The sequence below is a fragment of the Prosthecobacter sp. genome (assembly GCF_046154365.1).
Lineage (GTDB): Bacteria > Verrucomicrobiota > Verrucomicrobiia > Verrucomicrobiales > Verrucomicrobiaceae > Prosthecobacter.
Genome location: NZ_JBJXFV010000088.1, coordinates 1 through 21,796, shown reverse-complemented (window position 1 = coordinate 21,796; position 21,796 = coordinate 1). Strand labels below are relative to the sequence as shown.

General features: G+C 60.3%; 18 protein-coding genes and 1 pseudogene. 8 read left to right on the top strand and 11 right to left on the bottom strand.

Features of this window, described 5'->3' with window-relative positions; all coding sequences use genetic code 11:
* Positions 1-24: 24 nt before the first annotated feature.
* The gene (locus tag ACKVY0_RS11430; RefSeq protein ID WP_409214948.1) at positions 25-3,129 is read right to left on the bottom strand and encodes a PSD1 and planctomycete cytochrome C domain-containing protein; all 3,105 of its coding nucleotides are present in this window, start codon (positions 3,127-3,129) and stop codon (positions 25-27) included.
* Positions 3,130-3,294: 165 nt separating this feature from the next.
* Between ACKVY0_RS11430 and ACKVY0_RS11425 the strand changes: the two genes are divergently transcribed.
* On the top strand, positions 3,295-5,106 hold the full coding sequence (locus tag ACKVY0_RS11425) for a formylglycine-generating enzyme family protein (RefSeq protein WP_409214947.1): 1,812 nt from the start codon (positions 3,295-3,297) through the stop codon (positions 5,104-5,106).
* 147 nt (positions 5,107-5,253) lie between these two features.
* Positions 5,254-5,484 carry a hypothetical protein gene (locus ACKVY0_RS11420; protein ID WP_409214946.1) on the top strand — a complete coding sequence of 77 codons (231 nt, stop codon included), beginning with the start codon at positions 5,254-5,256 and terminating at the stop codon, positions 5,482-5,484.
* A gap of 407 nt (positions 5,485-5,891) precedes the next feature.
* On the opposite strand, the gene ACKVY0_RS11415 is transcribed toward ACKVY0_RS11420, so the two are convergent.
* The 4 genes from ACKVY0_RS11415 to ACKVY0_RS11400 form a co-directional block, all read right to left on the bottom strand.
* The gene (locus ACKVY0_RS11415; protein WP_409214945.1) at positions 5,892-6,221 is read right to left on the bottom strand and encodes a hypothetical protein; all 330 of its coding nucleotides are present in this window, start codon (positions 6,219-6,221) and stop codon (positions 5,892-5,894) included.
* Positions 6,222-6,294: 73 nt separating this feature from the next.
* Entirely contained in the window at positions 6,295-7,143 is an 849-nt protein-coding gene (gene panC / locus ACKVY0_RS11410; RefSeq protein WP_409214944.1) for a pantoate--beta-alanine ligase, read from the bottom strand.
* Positions 7,140-7,985 carry an ABC transporter permease gene (locus ACKVY0_RS11405; protein WP_409214943.1) on the bottom strand — a complete coding sequence of 282 codons (846 nt, stop codon included), beginning with the start codon at positions 7,983-7,985 and terminating at the stop codon, positions 7,140-7,142. The genes panC and ACKVY0_RS11405 overlap by 4 nt, the downstream gene beginning before the upstream one ends.
* On the bottom strand, positions 7,982-8,875 hold the full coding sequence (locus tag ACKVY0_RS11400) for an ABC transporter ATP-binding protein (protein ID WP_409214942.1): 894 nt from the start codon (positions 8,873-8,875) through the stop codon (positions 7,982-7,984). Before ACKVY0_RS11400 ends, ACKVY0_RS11405 begins: the two co-directional genes overlap by 4 nt.
* Positions 8,876-9,005: 130 nt before the next feature.
* On the opposite strand from ACKVY0_RS11400, the gene ACKVY0_RS11395 reads away from it, so the two are divergent.
* From ACKVY0_RS11395 to ACKVY0_RS11385, 3 genes are all read left to right on the top strand, one after another.
* Entirely contained in the window at positions 9,006-9,728 is a 723-nt protein-coding gene (locus ACKVY0_RS11395; RefSeq protein WP_409214941.1) for a sensor histidine kinase, read from the top strand.
* Between the two features lie 105 nt (positions 9,729-9,833).
* On the top strand, positions 9,834-10,571 hold the full coding sequence (locus ACKVY0_RS11390; protein ID WP_409214940.1) for a hypothetical protein: 738 nt from the start codon (positions 9,834-9,836) through the stop codon (positions 10,569-10,571).
* Between the two features lie 74 nt (positions 10,572-10,645).
* A complete protein-coding gene (locus tag ACKVY0_RS11385; protein WP_409214939.1) occupies positions 10,646-11,362 on the top strand; it encodes a hypothetical protein in 717 nt (238 codons plus the stop codon).
* Positions 11,363-11,425: 63 nt separating this feature from the next.
* Here the strand turns inward: ACKVY0_RS11385 and rpmB are convergent, their stop codons facing one another.
* From rpmB to ACKVY0_RS11355, 6 genes are all read right to left on the bottom strand, one after another.
* On the bottom strand, positions 11,426-11,689 hold the full coding sequence (gene rpmB, locus ACKVY0_RS11380; protein ID WP_409214938.1) for a 50S ribosomal protein L28: 264 nt from the start codon (positions 11,687-11,689) through the stop codon (positions 11,426-11,428).
* A gap of 78 nt (positions 11,690-11,767) precedes the next feature.
* Positions 11,768-13,036, bottom strand: coding sequence for a hypothetical protein (locus ACKVY0_RS11375; protein ID WP_409214937.1), 1,269 nt, complete (start codon positions 13,034-13,036; stop codon positions 11,768-11,770).
* 148 nt (positions 13,037-13,184) lie between these two features.
* Entirely contained in the window at positions 13,185-14,237 is a 1,053-nt protein-coding gene (locus ACKVY0_RS11370) for an agmatine/peptidylarginine deiminase (RefSeq protein ID WP_409214936.1), read from the bottom strand.
* On the bottom strand, positions 14,230-15,096 hold the full coding sequence (locus ACKVY0_RS11365) for a carbon-nitrogen hydrolase (protein ID WP_409214935.1): 867 nt from the start codon (positions 15,094-15,096) through the stop codon (positions 14,230-14,232). The genes ACKVY0_RS11370 and ACKVY0_RS11365 overlap by 8 nt, the downstream gene beginning before the upstream one ends.
* Positions 15,097-15,199: 103 nt before the next feature.
* Positions 15,200-15,607: a DoxX family protein gene (locus tag ACKVY0_RS11360; RefSeq protein WP_409214934.1), complete on the bottom strand. Its 408-nt coding sequence runs from the start codon at positions 15,605-15,607 to the stop codon at positions 15,200-15,202.
* 95 nt (positions 15,608-15,702) lie between these two features.
* Entirely contained in the window at positions 15,703-19,356 is a 3,654-nt protein-coding gene (locus ACKVY0_RS11355; protein ID WP_409214933.1) for a valine--tRNA ligase, read from the bottom strand.
* A gap of 67 nt (positions 19,357-19,423) precedes the next feature.
* Between ACKVY0_RS11355 and ACKVY0_RS11350 the strand changes: the two genes are divergently transcribed.
* The 3 genes and pseudogenes from ACKVY0_RS11350 to ACKVY0_RS11340 all read left to right on the top strand — a co-directional run.
* Positions 19,424-20,365: a potassium channel protein - like protein gene (locus tag ACKVY0_RS11350; protein ID WP_409214932.1), complete on the top strand. Its 942-nt coding sequence runs from the start codon at positions 19,424-19,426 to the stop codon at positions 20,363-20,365.
* A 364-nt stretch (positions 20,366-20,729) separates the two neighbouring features.
* On the top strand, positions 20,730-20,981 hold the full coding sequence (locus ACKVY0_RS11345; RefSeq protein WP_409214931.1) for a transposase family protein: 252 nt from the start codon (positions 20,730-20,732) through the stop codon (positions 20,979-20,981).
* Positions 20,906-21,274, top strand: a pseudogene (locus ACKVY0_RS11340) (ISAs1 family transposase); the annotation flags it as partial. The gene ACKVY0_RS11345 and the pseudogene ACKVY0_RS11340, both read left to right, overlap by 76 nt.
* Positions 21,275-21,796 lie beyond the last annotated feature (522 nt).

Sequence of the window (21,796 nt, the reverse complement as noted above, 5' to 3'; positions counted from 1 at the left end):
CAGCCTATTCTTGGCGAAAGCTGCTCAGCCCTTCGTAATGCACTCGTCAAGATTGAGAATCGCGCTCGCCACGGCATACCAGGCGGCGAATTCGGCCGCAGTCAGATTTTTCGGCAGTTCGAAGCCGGTGCCGAGCTCGTTGGCGGCCTTGGCGTCGGTTTGCGCGGCCTCAAACTGGGTTCCCCACAGCGATTTGAGCACTTGTGCTTCTTCCGGCTGCGGCGTGCGTGCCAATGCGAGGCGGAAGGCATGCTGAATACGGGCATCGAGATCCTGGCTCGGTGATTCGATGACGATGCGTTTGGCGAAGGCCTTCGCGGCTTCGACATAGACGGGATCGTTGAGCAGCGTGAGCGCCTGCAGTGGCGTGTTGCTGCGCGAACGGCGCACGACGCAGGCCATGCGGGCGCTGGCGTCGAAGTTCATGAAGCTGGGATAGGGTGAGCCGCGTTTGAGCACGACGTAGAGGCCACGGCGGTATGGTTCGGCTCCGGGACTGACGACGTAGTTGTAATCCTGGCCGCCGACTTTTTTCCACAAGCCCTCCGGCTGCGGCGGACGGATGGGCACGCCGCCTTGCTTCAAATTGAGCAGTCCCGCGATGGCGAGAACGTTGTCGCGGATGGTTTCGGCATCGAGACGGAAGCGTGGGCCGTGCCAGAGGAGGGTGTTGGCGGGGTCGATGACGGTAGCCGAGTGCTCAGTGCTCAGTGCCAAGTGCTCAGTTTTACCGGTCTGAGCACTTTGTCTGTAAGCCGCGCTCATCACGATCTTCTTGAGCACCTGCTTCATGTTCCAGCCGCTGTCGATGAACTCGACGGCGAGCCAGTCGAGGAGTTCGGGATGGCTTGGGGCTGCGCCTTTGATGCCGAAGTCTTCGAGCGTGCTGACGATGCCCTGGCCGAAGAGTTCGGCCCACCAGCGATTCACGGTGACACGGGCGACGAGCGGGTTGTCGCGACTGGTGAGCCATTTGGCGAGCGTGATGCGGTTAGGTGGGCCGCTGAGCTTCGAATTGAAAACGGCAGGCACGGTTGGCGTGACGGGGTCTGCGGGGTCGGTGTAAACGCCGCGCTTGAAGATGGCGGACAGGCGCGGCTGCGGCAGTTCGCGCATGACTTCGGTCGTAGTAGGTTCGAGCGCGGTGATTTGTTTTTGCAACGCGGCTTTCTGGCGTTCGAGTTCGGCGAGTTCGGGGTCTTGTGACTTCGCTGCGGCTGCGGCTTTGCCTTTGCCGCGTTGGGTGGTGACGGTTTCAGGTTCTTCGATGGCGGGAAGACAGGCGGCGACATCACCGGTGATGCTGGAGATGCGCAGGCAGCCGATGACGAGGCCGGAGCCGAATTTTTGCTCCATGCGAATGCTAAGCTTGGTGCCAGCCGTGATCTGAACCGGTTTGGCGAGTTCAAACGCAGCCCAGTGCGGTTCATGGAAGCGCTGGCCGATGGCCCAGGCTTTGCGGCCCTTGGGAGTGATGAGATTGGCGACTTCAAAGTTCTTTTGCGAGTAGTCGGCATGCGCGGCGCTGAATTGGAGCGGCTGCGTTTTGCCATTGGGCGTGGTGAGGGTGCAATCGAAGGTGTGGAGCACGAAGTTCGGGCGATTCGCGCCACCGCGACCGGGTCCATCACCGGCGATGGAGCTGTGCGTGAGCGTTTCGAGCATCAAACCGCTGAGTTCACCGGCGCTGAGTTCGGCTTCGAAGGTGTAGGTGTCAGTTTCAGGCACGGGGCCGGTGAGCAGCACGCTGCCGTCGGGCTGGAGTTCGGATTCGGCATCGCTTTCGGTGATGAAGGCGGTGGGTTTGAGCACTTTCATCGGGCTGGCCGCATTGATTTGTCCAGAGGGCGCGGCGGCGGCCTGCTGCTGACGTGCGGTGAGCTGAGTGCTCAGCGTTTTCAATTGGGCTGTGAGCTGCTGGCGCTGCGCATCGCGCTCGGGATCGCTGAGCTTCAACGGAGCGCCGAGGAAGGCGATGGAGCCGGGGGTCTTGGGGTCTTTGCGTTCGGCTTCCTTCTCGGTGTTGTTGTAGTAGGCGAGGAGCGAGTAGTAGTCGCGCTGGGTGATGGGATCGTATTTGTGGTTGTGACACTGGGCGCATTCGAGCGTGGTGCCGAGCCAGACGGCGCCAGTGGTGTTGACGCGGTCGATGACTTGATTGATGCGGCTTTCTTCGGGCTCGGTGCCGGCTTCGACGTTCGTGGGCGTGCAACGATGGAAGCCGGTGGCGATGATTTGCGCGGGCGTGGCGTTGGGCAGCAGGTCACCGGCGATTTGTTCAAGGGTGAACTGGTCGAAGGGCATGTTCGCGTTGAGCGCGTTCACGACCCAGTCGCGATAGGCCCAGATGTCGCGCAAGTCATCGCGCTGGAAGCCGTGGGAGTCGGCGTAGCGGGCGAGATCGAGCCAAGGACGTGCCCAGCGGGGGCCGAACTGCGGTGAGTTTAAGAGGCGATTGGTGAGGGATTCGTACGCGGTGCGTGTGGCGACGGTGGAAGTGCTCAGTGCCGAGTGCTCAGTGCTCAGTTTCGGAGTCTGCGGGCTGAGCACTGAGGACTGAGCACTTTTTTCCTTCGCCACAGCAGCCACAAAGTCGGCAACCTCCTGCGGAGACGGCGGCAGGCCGGTGAGATCGAGCGAGAGGCGGCGGATGAGGGTTTCGGGAGTGGCTTCGGGAGATGGGGAGAGTTTCGCGGCTTCGAGTTGGGCGAGGATGAAGTGATCGAGTTCGGTTTTGGGCCACGCTTTGTTTTGAATGGCGGGGAGTGGCGGTCGCTGCGGTGGGACGTAGCTCCAGTGCTTGAGCGTTTCGAGTTTGTCGGGCCACTTCGCGCCGGCGCTGATCCAGTCGCGGAGATGCGTGATTTCGGCGGCAGTGAGGCGGTCGCCACGCTTGGGCATGGCTTCTTTGTCTTCCTTCGGCAAAGCGATACGACGCAGGAGATCGGAGCCGATCTTAACGTGCTTCGGTGAGGCGGTGTCGAAGCGGAGGTCGGCTTTTTGTTTTTCGGGGCCGTGGCACTCGAAGCAGGCCCGCTGGAGGACGGGGAAGATGTCCTTGGCGAAGTCGGTGCTCGCTGCTTGGGCGGCGGTCGTTGCGAGCAGCGTGATGAAGGCGAAACGGATCATGTTGCCGAGTGAACGAGACGAGAGCGGCAGACTTTCGCGGTCCTGACGAGCTAATCCGTTCCGTAGCAAGACTGCGAAGGATGAAAGCTCGGGAGTACTCTGTTGGACAGCCTCTTGATGCCAGCGGTGCCAGCGCCGGACTTGCAGCGTTATTCGAGCGCACAAATGCCCAAGAGGCCACCGCCGGGAAGTAGGATGGGTGTGGCGACAGCCCGCCCGTCTGCTGGCGGTACCGCTACCGACGGGCGGGCTAACGCCACACCCATCCTACGCCAGGCGGCCACGCCTACACCACCGCCAAAGTCCAAGACGCCGTTGTTCATTGGCGTTGCAGCAGCGCTGGCGGTAGGCGCGTTCGTCATGTTCAGCGGCGGCAAGAAGGACGTAGCTCGGCTTGCCAAAGCCGAGTCAGCGGCACCGCAGGCACCCAAGCCCCAAACTCTGGCGAGTTCGGCTACCGCAGCCGTCGTTCCCGCCAAGGTCGTCGCAGCACCCAAGCCGGAGCCGGTGAAGGCCGCCCCGCCCGTCGTCACTGCTCCCAAACCCTCGGCTCTGGAGAGCCAAGCTACGCCTGTCGCCGCCGCAGCGGTGATGGCAGCGCCAGCGCAGTCGGACGTCGTGGCGCAAGCAACCCCCGCGCCCAAGATCGAAGCGCCGCACCCAGAGGGGCTAAAGCCCGGGACTACTCTCCCGCCCGAACTCACCGCGCTGGACGCCACCTTCATCAAACTGCAAGCCGAGCGCGTCACCGCACCGTTCGACACCGACCTCACAAAGCTGAACGCGGGCTACCTCGGCGGCATCGCGAAGAAGATCACGGAAGAAAAGGCCGCCGGGCATCTCGATGGCATCCTGGCGCTCGAAGCGGAGCAAAAACTCATCACCGATAAACAACCGCTGCCAGGCACCGATGAGGATAAGACCCCTGCGAGCCTCAAAGCCTTGCGTGCGATTTATCGCACCGCGTATGCGAAGCTCGCCGCCACGCGTGCCACCAATCTCAAAGCACTGATCGCACCGCTGGATACACGCCTCGCCACGATGGAGAGCGACTTCGCCAAGAGTGACCGCCTCGCTGATGCGAAGACCGTGTGTGGCTATCGGGAGGCGCTCAAGGAAAGTACTCCAGGACTTCAGTCCGTCATCGCGGCGCAAACACCCCCAACCGGCGAACCGCCCCAGAACGGACTAAAGTCCGGGACTACTTTGGCTCCCGCCGCTGTGCTCGCGGCGAAGGACGGTATCACGAACGCGCTCGGCATGAAGTTCCTGCCGGTGAAAGGGACCGACGTGCTGTTCTGCATCCATGAGGTGCGCTACAGCGACTATGCCGCGTATGCGGCAGAGGCGCAGGGCGTGGACGGCACCTGGAAAGATCAAAGCGCGGACGGCTTCACACCCACGGAAAACAAAGAGCAGCATCCCGTCATGCGCGTGAGCTGGGAAGACGCGCAGAAATTTTGTGCGTGGCTGAGCCAGAAAGAAGGCAAAACGTACCGCCTGCCCACGGATGAAGAATGGAGCACCGTGGTGGGTCTAGGCCGTGCGGAGAAGCGCCCGAAAGGCACTACACCCGCGATGCTCAGCGGCAAAGAAAACACCGAGTTCCTATGGGGTGGTGACTTTCCACCGAAGATCAAAGATAAAGCGGGCAACTACAGTGATGCGAGCCGCAAAGCCAAAGCTCCAACCGGTACCGCCCAATACCTTGAAGACTACGACGATGGCTTCCCGACCACGGCACCGGTGATGAGCTTCAAGCCGAACAAACTCGGCCTCTACGACATGGGCGGCAATGTGTGGGAATGGTGCGAAGACTGGTTTGATGCAGCGCAAAAAGACCGCGTTCTCCGGGGCGGTTCGTGGTACTACGGCGTCCGCGGCCCTCTGCTGTCGTCGGGTCGTCATCGCAGCGTCCCCGGTAGTCGCTACGATTACGGCGGGTTCCGTTGTGTGCTGGTGGTGTCCGGGGGCTAGGCTCCTTACCCTTTTCTCTTTTACCCTTATTCGAAGGCCATGAAGCGTGATGAGCAGATGAGATGTGGCAAAGAGAAAGCCCATACCGCGCAGCGGTCTGAAATTTTTTGGTGAAATCAGAACCGCTCAGCCTAAAATCAGTCCATCATGGTCGCTGAAGAAATACGCTGTCTGCTTCACAGCCGCCCCTTCAAACCCTTTCGCCTGCACATCGCTGATCAGGCGGTGCATACCGTGCCACACACGGACTATGCGCTTCTCAATCCCGCCGGGTCGATGATGGTGGTGATGGACGAGGCCGGTTATTTTGACTGGATCTCCACCGCGCACATCACCCGCATCACCCATGTGGGGGAGCCGCAGGGGCATGAGGCATGAAGACAAATTTCAGCGGGAGGTTGAAGCGGTGAGGAATCACGGTGCAGACACCGGTGGAAGCAGCAGCCTGGTAGGACGCCACTGCGTACTCCGGGGTGGTTGCTGGACCAACAACGACTGCGGGTGCTCGGAGCCACGAAGCGGCGCTTTGAGCAGCGCCGCTCACGGCTGACACGCGCACGCGACTTCTTCGCACTCTCGCAAGCCGTGATGTCCTGGTATGCCTTCAGCCGGGAAGGGAATGGCACCGGACTCTACTGCGCCTATGCGCACTGGAACCTGCGGCATGCTCGGGGCCGGGCGAGTAGCGTGATGAAGGCGAAAGGGATCATGCGAGCTTGTGAACGAGCGCAAGCATGAGGGACTTTCGGCCGCGCTGTGCTCATCACGCGGAGCGATGATGGCTACTATAGCAGGCGGCGGGCGTTGCGGAGGCCGTCGGCGGTGACGACGGCTTGATTGCGGGCGGCGATCATGAAGTCGAGGTGATTTTGCCACTGCATGGGGCGCAATGAAGCGAGACCGAGGTTACGGCGGCTGTAGCCGTAGTCGGCGATCTCCCAGCCGAAGTCGGAATGGCGGTTGCGGTAGTCGCCGCGATGAATCCACGCACCGAACTCGTCTTTGCGCCAGACTTCGGGGTCGTTACCGGGAATGGTCTGCGCGAGGCTCCAGACCCGGCGGACGACTTCGAGGTCGTAGCCTTCGGCGGTGTGGCTGGAGAGGGGTTCGGACATCAAGAAGCGATGGAGAAACTGCGAAGGGAGGAGGTGAAACTGGCAAAGGGGCTGAGACCGGAAAAGGGAGCGCTTATTTCAGCTCGACGTTGTCGATGAGGCGGGTGGTGCCAAAGAAGACGGCCACGGCGATGACGACGAGTTCGGTGGTGGCGGAGACGGGCTGGAGGGTGGCGGCATCGACGGCGGCGACGTAGTCAATGCGGCCAATGGGGGCGTGCTCCTGGATGTGTTTGGTGATCTGGGTTTGCAGCGCGGCGGGATCGCGCTCGCTATTTCTCCAGGCAGTGCGGGCGGCGACGAGAGCGGCGCGCAGGGCGGGGGCCTGGGCACGTTCTTCGGGGCTGAGGTAGCGGTTGCGGCTGCTCATGGCGAGGCCGTCATCTTCGCGCATGGTGTCGATGCCGTGCAGCACGATGTTGAAATCAAGATCTCGCACGAGGCGGCGGATGATGGCGAGCTGCTGGTAATCTTTTTTGCCGAACACGGCGTCGTCGGGCTGGATGAGGTTGAACAGCTTGGCAACGACGGTGCAGACGCCTTCAAAGTGGCCGGGACGGCTGGCACCGCAGAGGAGGTGCGAAAGACTGGTTTCGTGGAGCACGATGCTGCGGTCAGGCGGATAAATTTCCTCGGCTTTCGGGGCGAAGATCATGTCGGCACCGTTGTCGCGGCAGATGCCGAGGTCTTCGATGAGCGTGCGCGGATATTTTTCAAAGTCTTCGCCGGGGCCGAACTGGAGCGGGTTGACGAAGATGCTGACGGCGACGTTGCCGTTCTGGCCGGCGATGTCACGTGCGGCACGGATGAGCGCGGCGTGGCCTTCGTGCATGGCACCCATGGTGGGGACGAAGACGCAGCGTGTTCCTTTGTTGATGGTGCTCCAGGAGCGGAGCTGGCGGATGTTGTTGATGACGTTCATGATTTTAAGTCTCTGGATTCAAACACGGCAAAACCCAAGGTAAAAAGTGTGAGATTGACGGCAAAAACAACCGCATAACCACGCCAAATGAGCGGCCAGTCGATGGTTTCGGCGAGAATACGGCCCCAGTTCGCCATGTATTTGGTGACGAGGAGGTGCTGATAGTTGTCCATGAAGCCGCTGTTACGCATGATGAAGTCCACCAGGATATACGTGAGTGCGCCGATGGTGGCAGCAGCAGGTATGATGCGAAAGCAGGAGAGAAAAAACGCGATGCTGCTGATCGTGGTCATGCTGAGGCCAAGATAGAGCGAACTCAGCGCATAACGCTGCAATCCCGGTCCCCAGTCATAAAATGCGACGACGGAAACTTCCGGCACGATGGCAAAATAACCGCCGCCCCAGCCACGCAGCACGAGGCCGAGTAAAAACGAGGTCCAGGCGAGGAACTGGATCAAAAAGAACGCATAACCGGTGCAGGTGAGGTATTTGAGCAGCAGCAGCCGGAAACGGCTGACCGGGCGTGCGAGCAGCAGGCGCATGTGGCCGTCTTCCCCTTCCTTCGCAACGATGTCGCCGGCCACGAGGCTCAGGAACAAGGCGCCGAGCAGGAACACGGAGAAGCCCATGACGGTGCTGGCCACGGTGATGGCGGAGAAGTAGTACTCGAAGCTCTGGCCGGAACCCACGACGGCCTTTTGAATCGGCCCCATGCCGTATTTTTTGATGAGCAGCAGCAAAAGCACTTCGAGCGCCACAAAGGCACCGAAGCCGATGTAGGTGCGGCGGCGGGCAAAGAGCTTTAACAGCTCACCGGACCATTGCTGGAAGAACAGGATCATGATTTCGAGGACAGGCCCATGTAAAGTTCCTCCAACGTGCGGTGATGCGGCTGCCAGGCGTTGACTTGGACGGTGCCACGGACGAGCGCGGCGATGAGTTCATGCGGCTCCATGTGCTGCGGCACTTCGACGATGCCGTGTTTGTCCATCGTGGCCCCGGAGCGGTCAAGCACTTCGCGGGCGAGGCCGAGGTCGGTGGTTTCGAGCAGGTACAGGCGTTTGCTCTTTTCCTGTGAGGGCACAGGGCCTTCATAAACTTTTTTGCCGTCCTTCAAGATGACGCAGCGGTCGCACATCTGCTCGATTTCGCCGAGCAGGTGCGAGTTCAGCATGATGGTCAGCCCGTGCTGCTTGCGCAGATGCAGGATGAGTTCGCGGAATTCGCGGATGCCTTCGGGGTCGAGGCCGTCGGTGGGTTCGTCGAGGAGCAGAATTTTCGGCTGTGGCAGCAGGGCTTGCGCGAGAGCGAGACGCTGGCGCATGCCGTGGCTGTAGGTGGCGGCTTTCTGCTGGATCGCCCGCGTGAGATTGACCATCTGCACCACGCGTTTCACTTCCGCCTCATCCCACCAGCCGGAGAGCGAGCAGAGCACGCGCAAATTTTGCCAGCCGCTGAGGTATTCGTAAAACACGGCGGCTTCATAGATCGCGCCGATCTGCTGGAGCGCTCTGCCACGTGCCTGCTGCACGCTGTGGCCACCGATGCGCACTTCGCCGAGATCCGGCCGCACCATGCCGAGCGTGATGCCCATGATGGTGCTCTTGCCAGCACCGTTGTGGCCGAGCAGGCCGAGGATTTCGCCCTCTTTCACCTGGAAGCTGACATCATCGAGCGCCAGCCGCCCGGTGGGCCAGCGCTTGGTGAGATGTCGGACTTCGAGGAGGGCCATAAGCGGCGGATTGTGGCAGGTGCCGATGGTGTTGCCAGTTTTTAGTCACGCCGCGTCAAACAAGTCGCCAAATTCGCGATTGCCTCCACCGCCCCGCGACTGCATTACTGCGCCTCCACGATTTTACGCCATGCAGTTTTATTTCCCCACCTCCCTGAATCTAGGCACTGAACACAGCGATGGCTTCCATCAGGAGCTGCTGCGCGGACTGACGCACAAGCTGAACAACCTGCTGGCGGTGATCCAGGGCTTCAGCAGTCTCATTTTGATGCAGGAGGATCTCGATCCAGGTGTGAGCGAGAACATGCAGCACATCCGTGAGGCTTCCGTGGGCGTGACGAATCTGAGCGAGCGTATCCGCTCTGCCGGCGGTTGTGCGAAGATCAGCCCGCAGTCGCTGGGTCTGAACGAATATCTACCGGTCATCGAAGGCGCGGTGATGGAACCGTTTCAAAAGGAAGGCGTGCAGCTTGAGGCCGACGTGCAGGCAGGTCTGCCGCCGGTGCTGGTCGATCCGACGAAGTTCAAAGACATCCTCACCGAGCTGCTGCGCAATGCCGCTGAAGCAGCGGCGAAGGGTGGCGGTCGTTGTGCGCTGAAGATTTGCGGCCCTGGCACGATCACTCCGGCAGAACAGCGCCGCGTGGACATCCTGGTGAGCAACACCGGCTCCCAGATCCCGCCGGAAAAGATTCAGGAAGTTTTCCGCCCGTTCCATGGCACGAAAAACAGCAATCACCTCGGCCTTGGGCTGACGATTGCCGCGATGCTGAGCCATCAGATGAACATCCAGCTCGGCGTGGCTTCGGAGAACAACACGACCACGTTCTGGCTGAGCTGCCCGATGGTCTGAGGCCGGGCTGCTGGGTGATTTTTTGAGTTTTTGTGTCAGTTCCAAGGCAACGGCAGCGTGTCTGCGGTTGTCATAGAGCCAAGTCATTCCCACCGGAGGTCTCCCATGCAACGATTCGCCCTGTTCCTCGCTCTGCTGTTGGCAGTAATGCCCACGTTTGCCGCACCGAAAAATTACGGCACGATCACCACTCGCAGCGGAAAGTCATTTTACGACTGCAGGATCATGCGCGTGCATCCTGATGGCGTTTCGTTCACGCACCGGAATGGCGCGGCGAAAATCGCCTTCAAGGATCTGCCTGCGAGCATGCGGCAGGAGTTCCGGTACGATCCTCAGCAGGAGGCGGCGTATCAGCGCGAGCAGGCCGCCGCCCGCAAGGCGGAGCAGGAGCGGCAGAGGCGGCAGGAAAGCGTGATGCAGGAGCGGCTCATGGAGGCGCAGATGGCCGAAGCGAGCTACTTGGCGGCGGCGCACACGGCCTACTACGCGCCGCGCCCGCCAACGATGTCGCTGGCGCTGCCGGGTGAATCGTTGCCAACGGTGGGTTATCAAACGCCCTCATGGGTGGGGACGCCGATTACAGGTCCGGCGGTCGGTGGCAGGGACTATCGCAGCGGCGGTTACTCACGTTGGGGCGGCTATCCGTTCGGTTACGGCAGCAGCTACGCGCCTTACTATCCGGTGAGCGGTTACGGCTATCCGTATGGCGGTTACTATGGAGGAGGCTACGCACCGAGCGCCTATGTGAGTCCCACGATTTTCCGGTCGTGGAATGTCGGCGGCGGCCTCCGCATCGGCGTGGGCGTCAGTCCGTTCAGCAGCGTCCTCCGCGTATTCCCGTGAGCGGTTGCTTCGGTTTTGCGAAGCAATAAAAGCTGGCATTCGGTGCGTTCAGGCGGTCAAATCCACTCACTGCTATGAAAACGACCCTGCTCTCTGTCATCGCGCTGCAGCTTGGCCTCACGGCAGCCGTGTGCGCCCTTGAAGCAACCACCATCGAGACGGCTCAAGGCAAGACCTACCAAAAATGCAGGATCATGAAGCGTGATCCTGATGGCGTCTCGTTTATGCACAGCAAGGGGGCTGCGAAAGTCCTTTTCACCGATCTGACCGAGCCGATGCGCAGCGCGCTGGGCTATGACGCCATGAAAGCGCATGCCTATGAGAAAGAACGCGCCGACGCACGCAAGGAAGCGGAGCAGGCACGGCGGGATCGCGAAACGAAGCTGGCTGCGGCCATGATAGCCGCGCAGGCCCGTTATGCAGCACAACAGCCGATGGTGCTGATGCAGCAGCCGTATGGTGGCTTCACTGGTCTGGCTCCCGTGCTGGGATTGGGTGGCATCGGTTACCCCTCGTCATTCCATCATTATGGGCATGGTGCTCGGCAATCGCGCGGCTGGAGCAATACGGGCATTGCTTCCATCGGCGCTGGCACTGGCGGCATCTACGTCCCGCAAAGCGGCGGCCTTGTCTTTACCGGCTTCCCCGGCGTGCAATACAGCCCAACGCTGGGTTACACCAATGCGAGGAACAACAACCCCACTGCCTCACCGTTCTTCGGCACGCAGCATTCGGGCGTTATCCCCGGCGTGGCGATTCCTGGCAGTGCCTCAGCCCCGCTGCATCGTTGATGCAAGAAAAACGGGCGGACCTGTTGCCAAGTCCGCCCGTCGTGAAAGTCTGCGAGGCTATGATTAGATCAGGCCGGCCTTCTTGAGCGTGGCGTAGGCACCGTTCTTGTCGAGGGTCTTGAGCGCACGCGCAGTGAGCTTCACATCGACGAACTTGTTCAGCTCAGGAATGAAAATGCGCTTCTTGCGGAGGTTCGGCAGGATGACGCGCTTCACACGCTTCGTGATGTGACGACCGATACCGCCTTCTTTCTTGGCTTTACCGCTGCGGTGGATGTGGTGGCCGCGGGTAACGCCGACGCCGGTGATTTCACAGATTTTTGCCATATAGATTTTGGGGGAAAGAGGGCCGCGATACTAGCCGAGGACTTTCGGGCGTCAACCGAAAGTCCGGCTTTCCGTCCATCAACGCCGCGGCCGACCCACCATCAGGCAGGTCGTCTGGGGATTGATGAGGTAGCCGATGCCGAAGTTCAGCGGCTTCACCGGGTAGCGTCCGGAGGAGTAGGCGGCGGTCAAATCCGGCTGCTGGCAGCCTGAAAAGATGCCCAGGGTGCCGCGATGGTTACCGTAGAGCCGCAAATCCCAGCCATGGCGGACGAAGTCGCGATAGGGCACGCCCGAGGGGTCCTGGACGATGGCGCTACTGTGCCGCAGCAGGTATTCGCGAATGTTGGAGAAGCCACCATCATGCATGAGGTAAGAGGCGCTTTTCAAGAAGGCCGGGACGCGGCCCAGACGCGACACAAAGGTCAGGAACGCCCCGCCAGCACTCACGCCGCCGTTGGACAGATCCTGGCGGAAATAAAACACCCGCTTCACGCTGCCAAAACCATTGCGACAGCGAATCATGAGACCGGTGTTCCCTGAGGAGCCGGACAGCGTGACACTGCCCGTGCCGTCGAGCCGCACCGTATCGACGGATTCGACGGTGTAACCCGTGCGGGCCATGAAGGCCAGCATCAGCGGCAGCACACCACGAAACCGCGTGGCTTGCAGCGTGCTGCGCATCTCCGTCGTGATGAAATAGCCGCTCTGCATGATGGTGGAGACGGCATTATGCAGGCCGGCGAGACCGCGCTCGATCTCCGGCTGGGACAGCCCGCTCATACGTGGCAGCGGCTCCGCCGGCTCCAGGCCGCACATCACATAGGTTTCAGCCGAAGGGAACAAGGCGCTCGCAAACAGGAAATCTGGCCCGCTAAACGGGTAAAACATCGCATTCGCACCCTTGATGTCGCCGATCTCTGAGCTGGCCCACGACTGCAACGGCGCACGATGCACGGACTGGTGCGTGGCCCATAGATTGTCCATGCGCAGTTTGTGCGCGGCCCAGGCGGGCGAATTGCGCACGTTGCCCGTCGCACCACCGCCAAATGAAGCGTCCATGCCGGCGAACAACCGTGCGATGTCGTTGATCGACTCCGACTGCGTGGGCACATTCATTGACGCCGCACCGTTGTAGAGCACCCGGTTGTCCGCGCTTTCGGCACGCCGCACATTCCCGCCGCTGAGAGCGCCCAGCACGCCGCTCCACTGACTGAACCGGTTTGCCGTAGTGTAGTTTTGGAATGCCGCATCCGGCAGGGCGCAGGCTGCAAGGAGTGCCGTTAGGAGCGATCCGCCGAGTACTCGGCGAAAAATGGAGAGATCACGGTTTGGTAGAGCTGTCATAGCGGCGCGAGAATACCAAACACAAACGGAGCGCCAAGTAAGTCTTTATAGACTCCACCAGTTTTATTTCCGCCTTAATTCACTCGTTATTGAAATTCTGCCCCACTTTTACAGTCTGCTGAATAGTTAATCACCCCTACCTACCTCCTCACTTTGGCTGATGCATCCCGATGCAATGGAACGCACCGCCTTCGGTGACGAGATCCTTCGCCATCATGGAGATGATTTCGCGGCCTGGGAAGCACTCGGAGATCTTGTCCTCGGCCATGGCGTCCTTCTTCTTGTGTCCGAAGAGCGGGAGGAGCACGGCGTTGTTCATGATCATGAAGTTCGCATAGCTGGCCGGCAGGCGGCTGAGGCGCCAGTCCTTCATTTCGATGGCCTGGGGCATCTCGATCTCGATGATTTCAAGCTTCCCGCCGTCGGGAGCCTTTACGTCATCCAGGCGCTCACGGATGTCTTTGAGCACCTTGTGGTTCGGGTCGGTCTCACGCGGCTCGACCATGCAAATCACGGCGTCTTCACGGATGAAGCGCACCACGTCGTCGATGTGACCGTCAGTGTCGTCGCCTTCGATGCCTTTCTTGAACCAGACAATGTCCTTCACGCCGAGCATGGCCTTCAGCTCCTTCTCGACTTCGGCTTTGTTGCCGGGTTTGCCGCCGTGGCGGTTGGGATTGAGCAAAACGGCCTCGGTGGTCAGCAGCGTGCCTTTGCCATTCGTCTCGATGGCACCGCCTTCGAGGATCATCTTCGAGGTGAAACGCTCCATTTTGAGCGCCGCCGCCGCCTTCTCAGGAATGGCGTTGTCGAGATCCCACGGTGGGAACTTGCCACCCCAGGCGTTGAATTCCCAGTCGGTGATCGCCACCTTGCCGGTCTCGTTGTGCTTGATGAAGATCGGCCCGTGGTCACGGCACCACACGTCATTCGTGTTGTTCTCGTAGATGTCCACTTGGCTCAGATCGCCCTCGTTGTCGGCAATGCTGAGGCGGATGTTCATGTGGCTGAGCACCGGCGCATTGATGCGCACACGCTCATAGCGGCTGATGGTGCTGGCGATCTCGCCAAACTTGTCCTGCAGCTTGTGGTAGGTCTTCGGGCAGCTTTCCTTGTTGGACGGCCACGAAAGCCAGATCGCCTCCTGCGGTTCGAATTCGGCAGGCAGACGGTAGTTTTGGGGATAGGCGGCTTTACTCATCAAGGTAGCGTTTGGTCAGGGGAGCGTAGGTGTCAATGCGGCGATCACGGAAAAACGGCCAGATACGGCGGAAATCCTCCACCGCAGACAGGTCACACGGCACGATCAAAATCTCTTCAGCGCTCACGGACGCCTTTGCAACGACTTCTCCATACGGATTTGCCACAAACGACTGCCCCCAGAACTCGCTCTGCTGCTCGGTACCCACGCGGTTCACCGCCGCCACGAAGCAGCCGTTCGCCACGGCATGCCCACGTTGCACGGTTTCCCAAGCGCAGTGCTGGGCAGCTCCCAGCTCGGCTTTTTCGCTCGGCAGCCAGCCGATGGCCGTGGGGTAGAACAAAATCTCTGCTCCGGCCAGCGCCGTGAGCCTTGCGGCTTCCGGGTACCACTGGTCCCAGCAGATCAACACGCCGATGCGGCCAAATTTCGTGTCCCACACGCGATAGCCGAGGTCTCCCGGCGTGAAATAAAACTTCTCCTCGAACCCCGGGTCCTGCGGGATGTGCATCTTGCGGTACTTGCCCAGCACCGTGCCATCCGCGTCGATCACCGCCGCTGTGTTGTGGTACAGCCCTGGCCCACGCTTCTCAAACAGCGGCACGATGATCACCACCCCGAGTTCCTTCGCCAGCGGGGCCAGTTTTTCCGTCGTTGGCCCTGGAACCGCCTCGGCGAGATCAAACAGCGCCGTGTCCTGCGTGATGCAAAAGTACGGCGTGTTAAAAAGCTCCTGCAAACACACGATCTGCGCCCCGCGTGCCGCCGCATCACGAATCAGCCGCTCATGCTGCTGCACGCTTTCGTCCTTGCTTGAAAATGCCCGGCTTTGCACCAGGCCGAGAGTTACCTTCGCCATAGACCGCCGATGTTTGACCGCATGGAGGCGAATGCAAGAAAAGCTATGCACACAAAAAAGCCCGGCAGCTCTCGCCGCCGGGCCTTCGTCAATCGAACTCAGCCTACTCGCGATCCACCGAGATCTTGCCCGCGCCGGTGAACAGCAGCGTCACATACGCAATGAGGTACACCATCGCTAGCTCGCCGGAACTCGCGCCGACTAGCGCTGACTTGTGAACGAAGAAGAAGGCGGTTCCCATCGTGATCGCCAGCATCAGAGCGGCGAAACGGGTGAACAGCCCGGCGATCAGCAGTGCGGAGCAGACGACCTCGGCGAACACGGCCAGACCCGCGTTCACATTTCCAGGCAGGCCGAGCAGGCCGTTCATTTTCTCCGCTGTGGCAGCGAAGCCGAGCATTTTGCCGCGACCGTGGAGCAGCAGCATGGAGAAACCGAGGGAGACGCGCAGGATGAGCAGGCCGTAGGCGGGAGACTTCGGCAAGAAGGACAATTTCAGGAGCTTGAGCATGAGTGTGTTGGGTTCGGGTTAAGCGGGGATTTCCCAGAGCATGGTCATGCCCCGGCCTCGCCGACAAGCCTAAAGTTTGGCCCTTCCACTCCTTGTTAACCCAGCGCCTCCAGCATCGTCTTCAGCTTCGCGAGTTGTGCGGACCAGTCCGCCTCACGCTGCGTGTGATCGTCCAGCACCTTCTGCGGCACCTTGGCGGTGAAATTCGTGTCCGCGAGCTTCGCACGGACCTTTTCCAGCTCAGACTGCACTTTGGCGATCTCCTTGCCCACGCGGGCCGTTTCGGCCTCCACGTCGATGAGACCGTCGAGAGGTAGGAAAAGCTCTCCCAGAGGCGTGAGGGCCGCTGGAGTGCCTTTTTTCGGCTGGAAGGTCGAATCGACATCGAGCGGCTCGGCGTTGAGCAAAATGCGCAGCACTTCAATTTCATGCGCAGGCAGCTCGGAGGCCGGTTTGAGCACGAAACGGACTTTTTTATTGATGTTGAAGGTGCTCTTCAGGCCACGGCCCAAGTTGACGGCTTCGTATTTGTCGTTCGCGGTCTTTTCGTCCTCGGGCAGGATGCCGAAGTGGGCGAGTTCGTCTTCATCCAGCGGTTTCGGCCACGGGGCGAACATGATGCTCTTGCCGCCTTGGTTTTCGGGAAGGTCGGTGTTGAAGCCCATGCCGTGCCACAGCTCTTCGGTGATGAAGGGCATGAAGGGATGGAACAGACGCAGCGTGTGACCGAGCACGAAGTCGATGATGGCGAGGGTGTTGGCTTTGCGCTTCGCGTCGCTGCCTTGCAGCACCGCTTTGCTGGCCTCGATGTACCAGTCGCAGTACTCGCTCCAGAAGAAGCGGTAGAGCGTGGCGGTGGCGTCGCTGAAGCGGTAGTCGTCGAGTGCGGTGCTGACCTCGGCGATGGCGGTGTTGAGGCGCAGGAGGATCCATTTGTCGTCGCTGCTGAGCAGGGCGGCGCTGATCTCGGTCTCGACCTCGCCACCTTGCATCTGGCGGAAGCGTGCGGCGTTCCAGAGCTTGGTGCAGAAGTTGCGGCCCAGTTCGACGTTCTTTTCGTCAAAGGCGATGTCCTGGCCCAGCGGGGCGCTACGCATGATGCCGAAGCGCAACGCATCCGCGCTGTAGCTGGCGATTAGCTCCAGCGGATCGGGCGAATTGCCGAGCGACTTCGACATTTTGCGGCCCTGCTTGTCGCGGATGATGCCGGTGAAATAAACGTTCTTGAACGGCAGCTCGCCCATCCACTCGAAGCCCGCCATGATCATGCGGGCGACCCAGAAGAAGATGATGTCCGGCCCCGTGACGAGATCGGTCGTGGGGTAGAAGGCCTTCAACGTGGAAGTCTTCTCCGGCCATCCCATCGTCGCAAACGGCCACAGCCAGGAGCTGAACCAGGTGTCGAGGACGTCGGGGTCTTGGGTCCAGTTTTCGGGATCGGCGGGAGGTTCGACGCCGCAGTAAACTTCCTGAGTCGGATCGAACGGATCGGTCCGATCTGACTGATCTGCACTCTTCCGATACCACACCGGAATCCGATGCCCCCACCACACCTGGCGGCTGATGCACCAATCCTGAAGGCCGGTCATCCAGTGGTCATAGACCTTCGCCCAGCGGTCAGGGTGGAATTTCATCTCGCCATTGGCCACGACGGCCTGGCTTTCCTTCACGCTCGGGTATTTGAGGAACCACTGCTCGCTCAAACGGCTCTCGATGGGCACATCGGCACGCTCGGAGTAGCCGAGGTTGTTCTGATACGGCTCCTCTTTGACGAGGCTGCCGATTTCCGCGAGCAGCTCGGCGGCGCGTTTGCGGGCGGCGAAGCGCTCCATGCCGGCGAGGTCCTTGCCAGCGAGCTCGTTGAGCACGCCGTTCGGATGCATGACATCGACGGCGGGCAGGTTGTGACGCTGCGCGATCTCAAAGTCGGCCTTGTCATGCGCGGGCGTGACTTTCAACACGCCGGTGCCGAAGGTGAAATCGACATGCTCGTCGGCGATGATCGGCAGCAGCGCCTGATCTTCGACTGGCAGCGGACGGCGCACGTGTTTGCCGATGAGATGGGCATAGCGCTCATCCTTCGGATTCACGGCGATGGCTTGGTCACCCGGAATCACTTCGGGGCGCGTGGTGGCGATGGTGAGGTAGGTTTTCTCCTTTGGCGCGGCGAAAAGGTCGGCCTGGTCGCCAGCGTCGAGCACGCCTGCCTTCGCTTTGGCCTCGCGGATAGCGGTTTGAACCGCAGGAAGCGCCAGCATGGCCTTCGGCACGGGTGCGACGAGTGCGTCCATGATGACCGCCTTGCCCGAAGAGTCGCGCATGATGTTCTTGGCGTGCAAATCACCGATCATCCAGGCGCGGTCGCGGTGCCAGACGATGCGGATGTCCTCCAGGCCGCGAACACCAGCGATCTGAATGCCGCCTGCATTGGCCACGGCCTCGGCACGGGCGGCTTGATACTCGCTGAGGGGCACTTCGACTGCCTGTGGCTGCGAAACGATCCACGCGGCCTGTGGCGTGATGCCGACGATCTCCGTGGGCAAGCCGCCGATCTCGTGGAGGAGGTTCAGCTTCTCCAAGGACTCGATGAAGCTGGCTTTTTCGAAGTCCACATACCAGCGCCCGTCCTCACACTTGGCGCGGAGCTTCTTACCGACGCCATCGTCATCGAGCATGGCGAAGATTTTGAAAACAACACCATCCGCTTTGTCGAGGAAGGGCTGCGCCTCTGAACCTGCCTTGAGACGGATCAAATCGTCTCCCGAAGGCTGCCAGATGCCTGCTGTATCTATTTTGAGCCCCAGCTCAGGCAGCTTGATCAGCGGGATGCCGAGTCCTGCTGCTGCTGAAGCGACTGTGTATGTCCTCTCACCATGCGCATCAGCCTCTCGTGCTCCGACAAGCTCTCGATATAGAGCGAGTGCCTGCCCCACTCGGCGTCGGTTAGCGGCTGAGAGACCCGGTCCGGATCGCTCGTCAAAACGAGGCCCGGTGATGTAGGTGGAGAGACCTGTTCGGCGGTTTGTGTGCGTGAACTCATGGTGGCTAGTTTGTTCTTCTTGTTCGGAAATGTCAATGGCGCGGGGCCGGACGGGTTTGGCAGTGTCGTCCTCGACGACTTCGACTTTAAAGTGATACATGATGGCGTTTTGTGCCTTCATGACGACCTCCTCATCGCTGAGCGCGGTGAGGGAGGACGGGCACCAGTTCACCATGCGCTTGCCACGGTAGATGAGGCCCTTTTTGTAGAGATCGACGAACACGCGCATGACGCAGGCGTTGTAGTCGGGATCAAAAGTGAAGCGCTGGCGGCTCCAGTCACAGGAGGAGCCGAGTTTCTTGAGCTGGTCGATGATGATGTCTCCCTGAGTGCCCTTCCACTCCCAGATTTTCTCGATGAGCTTCTCGCGCCCGAGGTCGTCGCGATGCTTAATGACGCCCTGCTTTTTCAGCGTCTTCTCCACCACGTTCTGTGTGGCGAGGCCAGCGTGGTCAGTGCCTGGCAGCCACAGCACTTCCTTCCCGAGCATACGGGCACGGCGGCAGAGGATGTCCTGGATGGTGTTGTTCAGCACATGCCCCATGTGCAGCACGCCCGTGACATTCGGCGGCGGGATGACGATGGAATAGGCCGGGCGCCTCTCGCTCACCCGAGCGGGATCGGCTTCAAAGCATTTGTCATCCAGCCAGCGCTGATACCAGCGGGCTTCCACGTCGGCTGGTGTGTAGGTCTTGTCGAGTTCGGGCATAAAGGGCGGCCAAGATGGGGGCAAGCCGCCGCTTTGCAAATGCCGAGGCGGCTCTAACATGACGCGAATGAGCACACCGACCTCTCCCGGCACAGCACCCCAAGGCGACACCTTTCGCCACGGCATGATGTTCGTCGTCGCCCTCGCCGTTCTCACCGCCATCGGCCTCGTGCTGCCGCATGGCGATAGCGGCGAGTCGTTTCGCGGCTGGTTGCTGACGCAGACGCTGTTCTGCGTGGTGATCATCGCCCTGTGGGCCGTCGTGATCATCGAAGGCGTGCTAGGGCTGTTTTTCTCCAGCGATGCGTGGTCCGCCCGCCTCAAACGCCTGCTGCTCACGTCCTTGCTCCCACCGCTGCGCATGGTCACCGCCAGCAGCAAGCCGCGCGGCTGGCTTTGGCTGCCCGGCATTGGCTGGAAGCCCGCAGGCGAAGAAACCTCCGAGAAGCTGGAGCAAAAACTGGCCTTGCCGATGGTCGTGCTCACGCTGCTCGTGCTGCCAGTGCTGGGAGCCGAACTCACCGGCGGCGAGACGCTGGAAAATCATCCGCGCATGGCTCTGGCGACACATTTGACCACCTGCGTCATCTGGATCGGCTTCACCGCCGAATTTTTATGGATGGTGGCCGCCGCACCCAACAAACTGGCCTACTGCCTCAAGAATTGGATCAATCTCGTCATCATCCTGCTCCCGCTCGTCGCTTTCCTGCGTGTGCTGAACGCCTTCCGCTTCACCCGCATGCTCCGCGCCGGCAAGCTCCTCCGTGCTTACCGCCTCCGCGGCCTGTGGACGCGCCTCTGGCGTCTCGCTCTACTGTTCAATCTTCTCGAACGCCTGCAACAACGCGATCCGGTGAAATACTGCGCGGCTTTGGAGAAAAAGATCGCCGATCTCGAAGAAGAACTCGACGAACTCCGCACGAAATTGGAACAACAGCGCAGCAAGGCATCTGCGGCGGTTTCGATGGATCCCGCAGGGATCAAAGAAGCTAGCCAGGGGCAAGGCTAAGAGCCTGTCCGGCAAATCTTTGAGATTTAAGGAATGCAGGAATTCAGCGCCTGTTCTCCTGTTTTTGCAGGTCCGACGCGACGTCGAGAGGATCAATCAACTCCAGAGAATCTGATGCCTCTGCTCGCACGACACAGCATTGGCTGGCCGGCCCTCGAACTCTCTCTATTGCGAGAATGATTTCGTTTCCAGCCATCTGAACCCAGGGCTTACGCATGAGCAGAGATAGAAAACCTGGATATTACACGCGGTGAATGAATAAATTCTTCACTGTATAGATTACCATAATGAGTGATGAGAGTGTAGATGAAACCCAACTATCCGCCTCTCCCGCCTCTGCCATTACTCTGCTGCTGATCTCAGTGTGTTGCACCGCTTGCGCTCTGCTTTCTCTCTCTTTGATGACACACGCCAGCAAAGCAAAGTCCTCCACCGGCTCGATGAAGTTCTTGTCTGCTCCTTCTGTGCCTTTCTCTGCGATGCTGACAGCTTCACTGACATGGAGGATTTCGCCGCGACAAGGGTTTCGCCGCAACTCAACTGCCTTGGCTACGCAGCTTCCTCACTCTCAAGCATGGCGCACCCTCGCATGACGTCTTCCGCAATGTCTTCATGAAGATTGATCCACAAGCCATGATAGACATCCTCAGCCAATGGAGTGGCCCACTCAACGGTCTGCACATTGCCATTGATGGCAAAACTCTTCGCGGCACCTACAACGCTGAGTTAGGCCGGCATCGCGTCCACCTGCTGCGTGCCTGGGTCGATACGCGTTCGCTCAGCGCCGCTCAAGTCGTCTGCGAAGAAAAGAGCAATGAAATTGAAGCCATCCCGCGATTGCTCGCCACACTCGAACTTAGCGGAGCCACCGTCACCATTGATGCCATGGGCACGCAAACCGCCATCGCCGGAAAATCGCTGCCATTGGGTGCTCGACGTAACCTTTGGGGAAGACCACAGCCAAGTGCGCGACAAGACTGCCGCCCATAATTTTTCCATCCAACGCGAGCTAGCGATCAAAGTCTTGCGAGACCACCCGAGTAAACTGAGCCTGCGCCGCAAACGCCGCCGCGCCTCTCTCGATCCCAACTTCCGTCTCGAACTCCTCGGAGTTATTCATGCGTAAGTCCTGCCCTTTTCCGGGTCATTCCGAGTTGTGGGAATCTACAAGATGGGCTATATTGCGCCGGGATCACTGCGGGAAAAACGGCTGCATCGAGAGTTTCATGACAAGCAGCGCGAGGGAGTGCCTAAACCGAGAGGCGTTAGGCAGTCTGAATAAAACACAAATCATCATTATATAATCAATGTCGTTAAGTTAAGGCGATCACAAGTTTTTGTATGCGGTGGGCGCCATGCGTTTGGCGCGAGGCGTGCGCGGATTGGAGCGCCCTGGGCGTATTAGGCAGCGGGCACGTTGGAAGCAGCCGT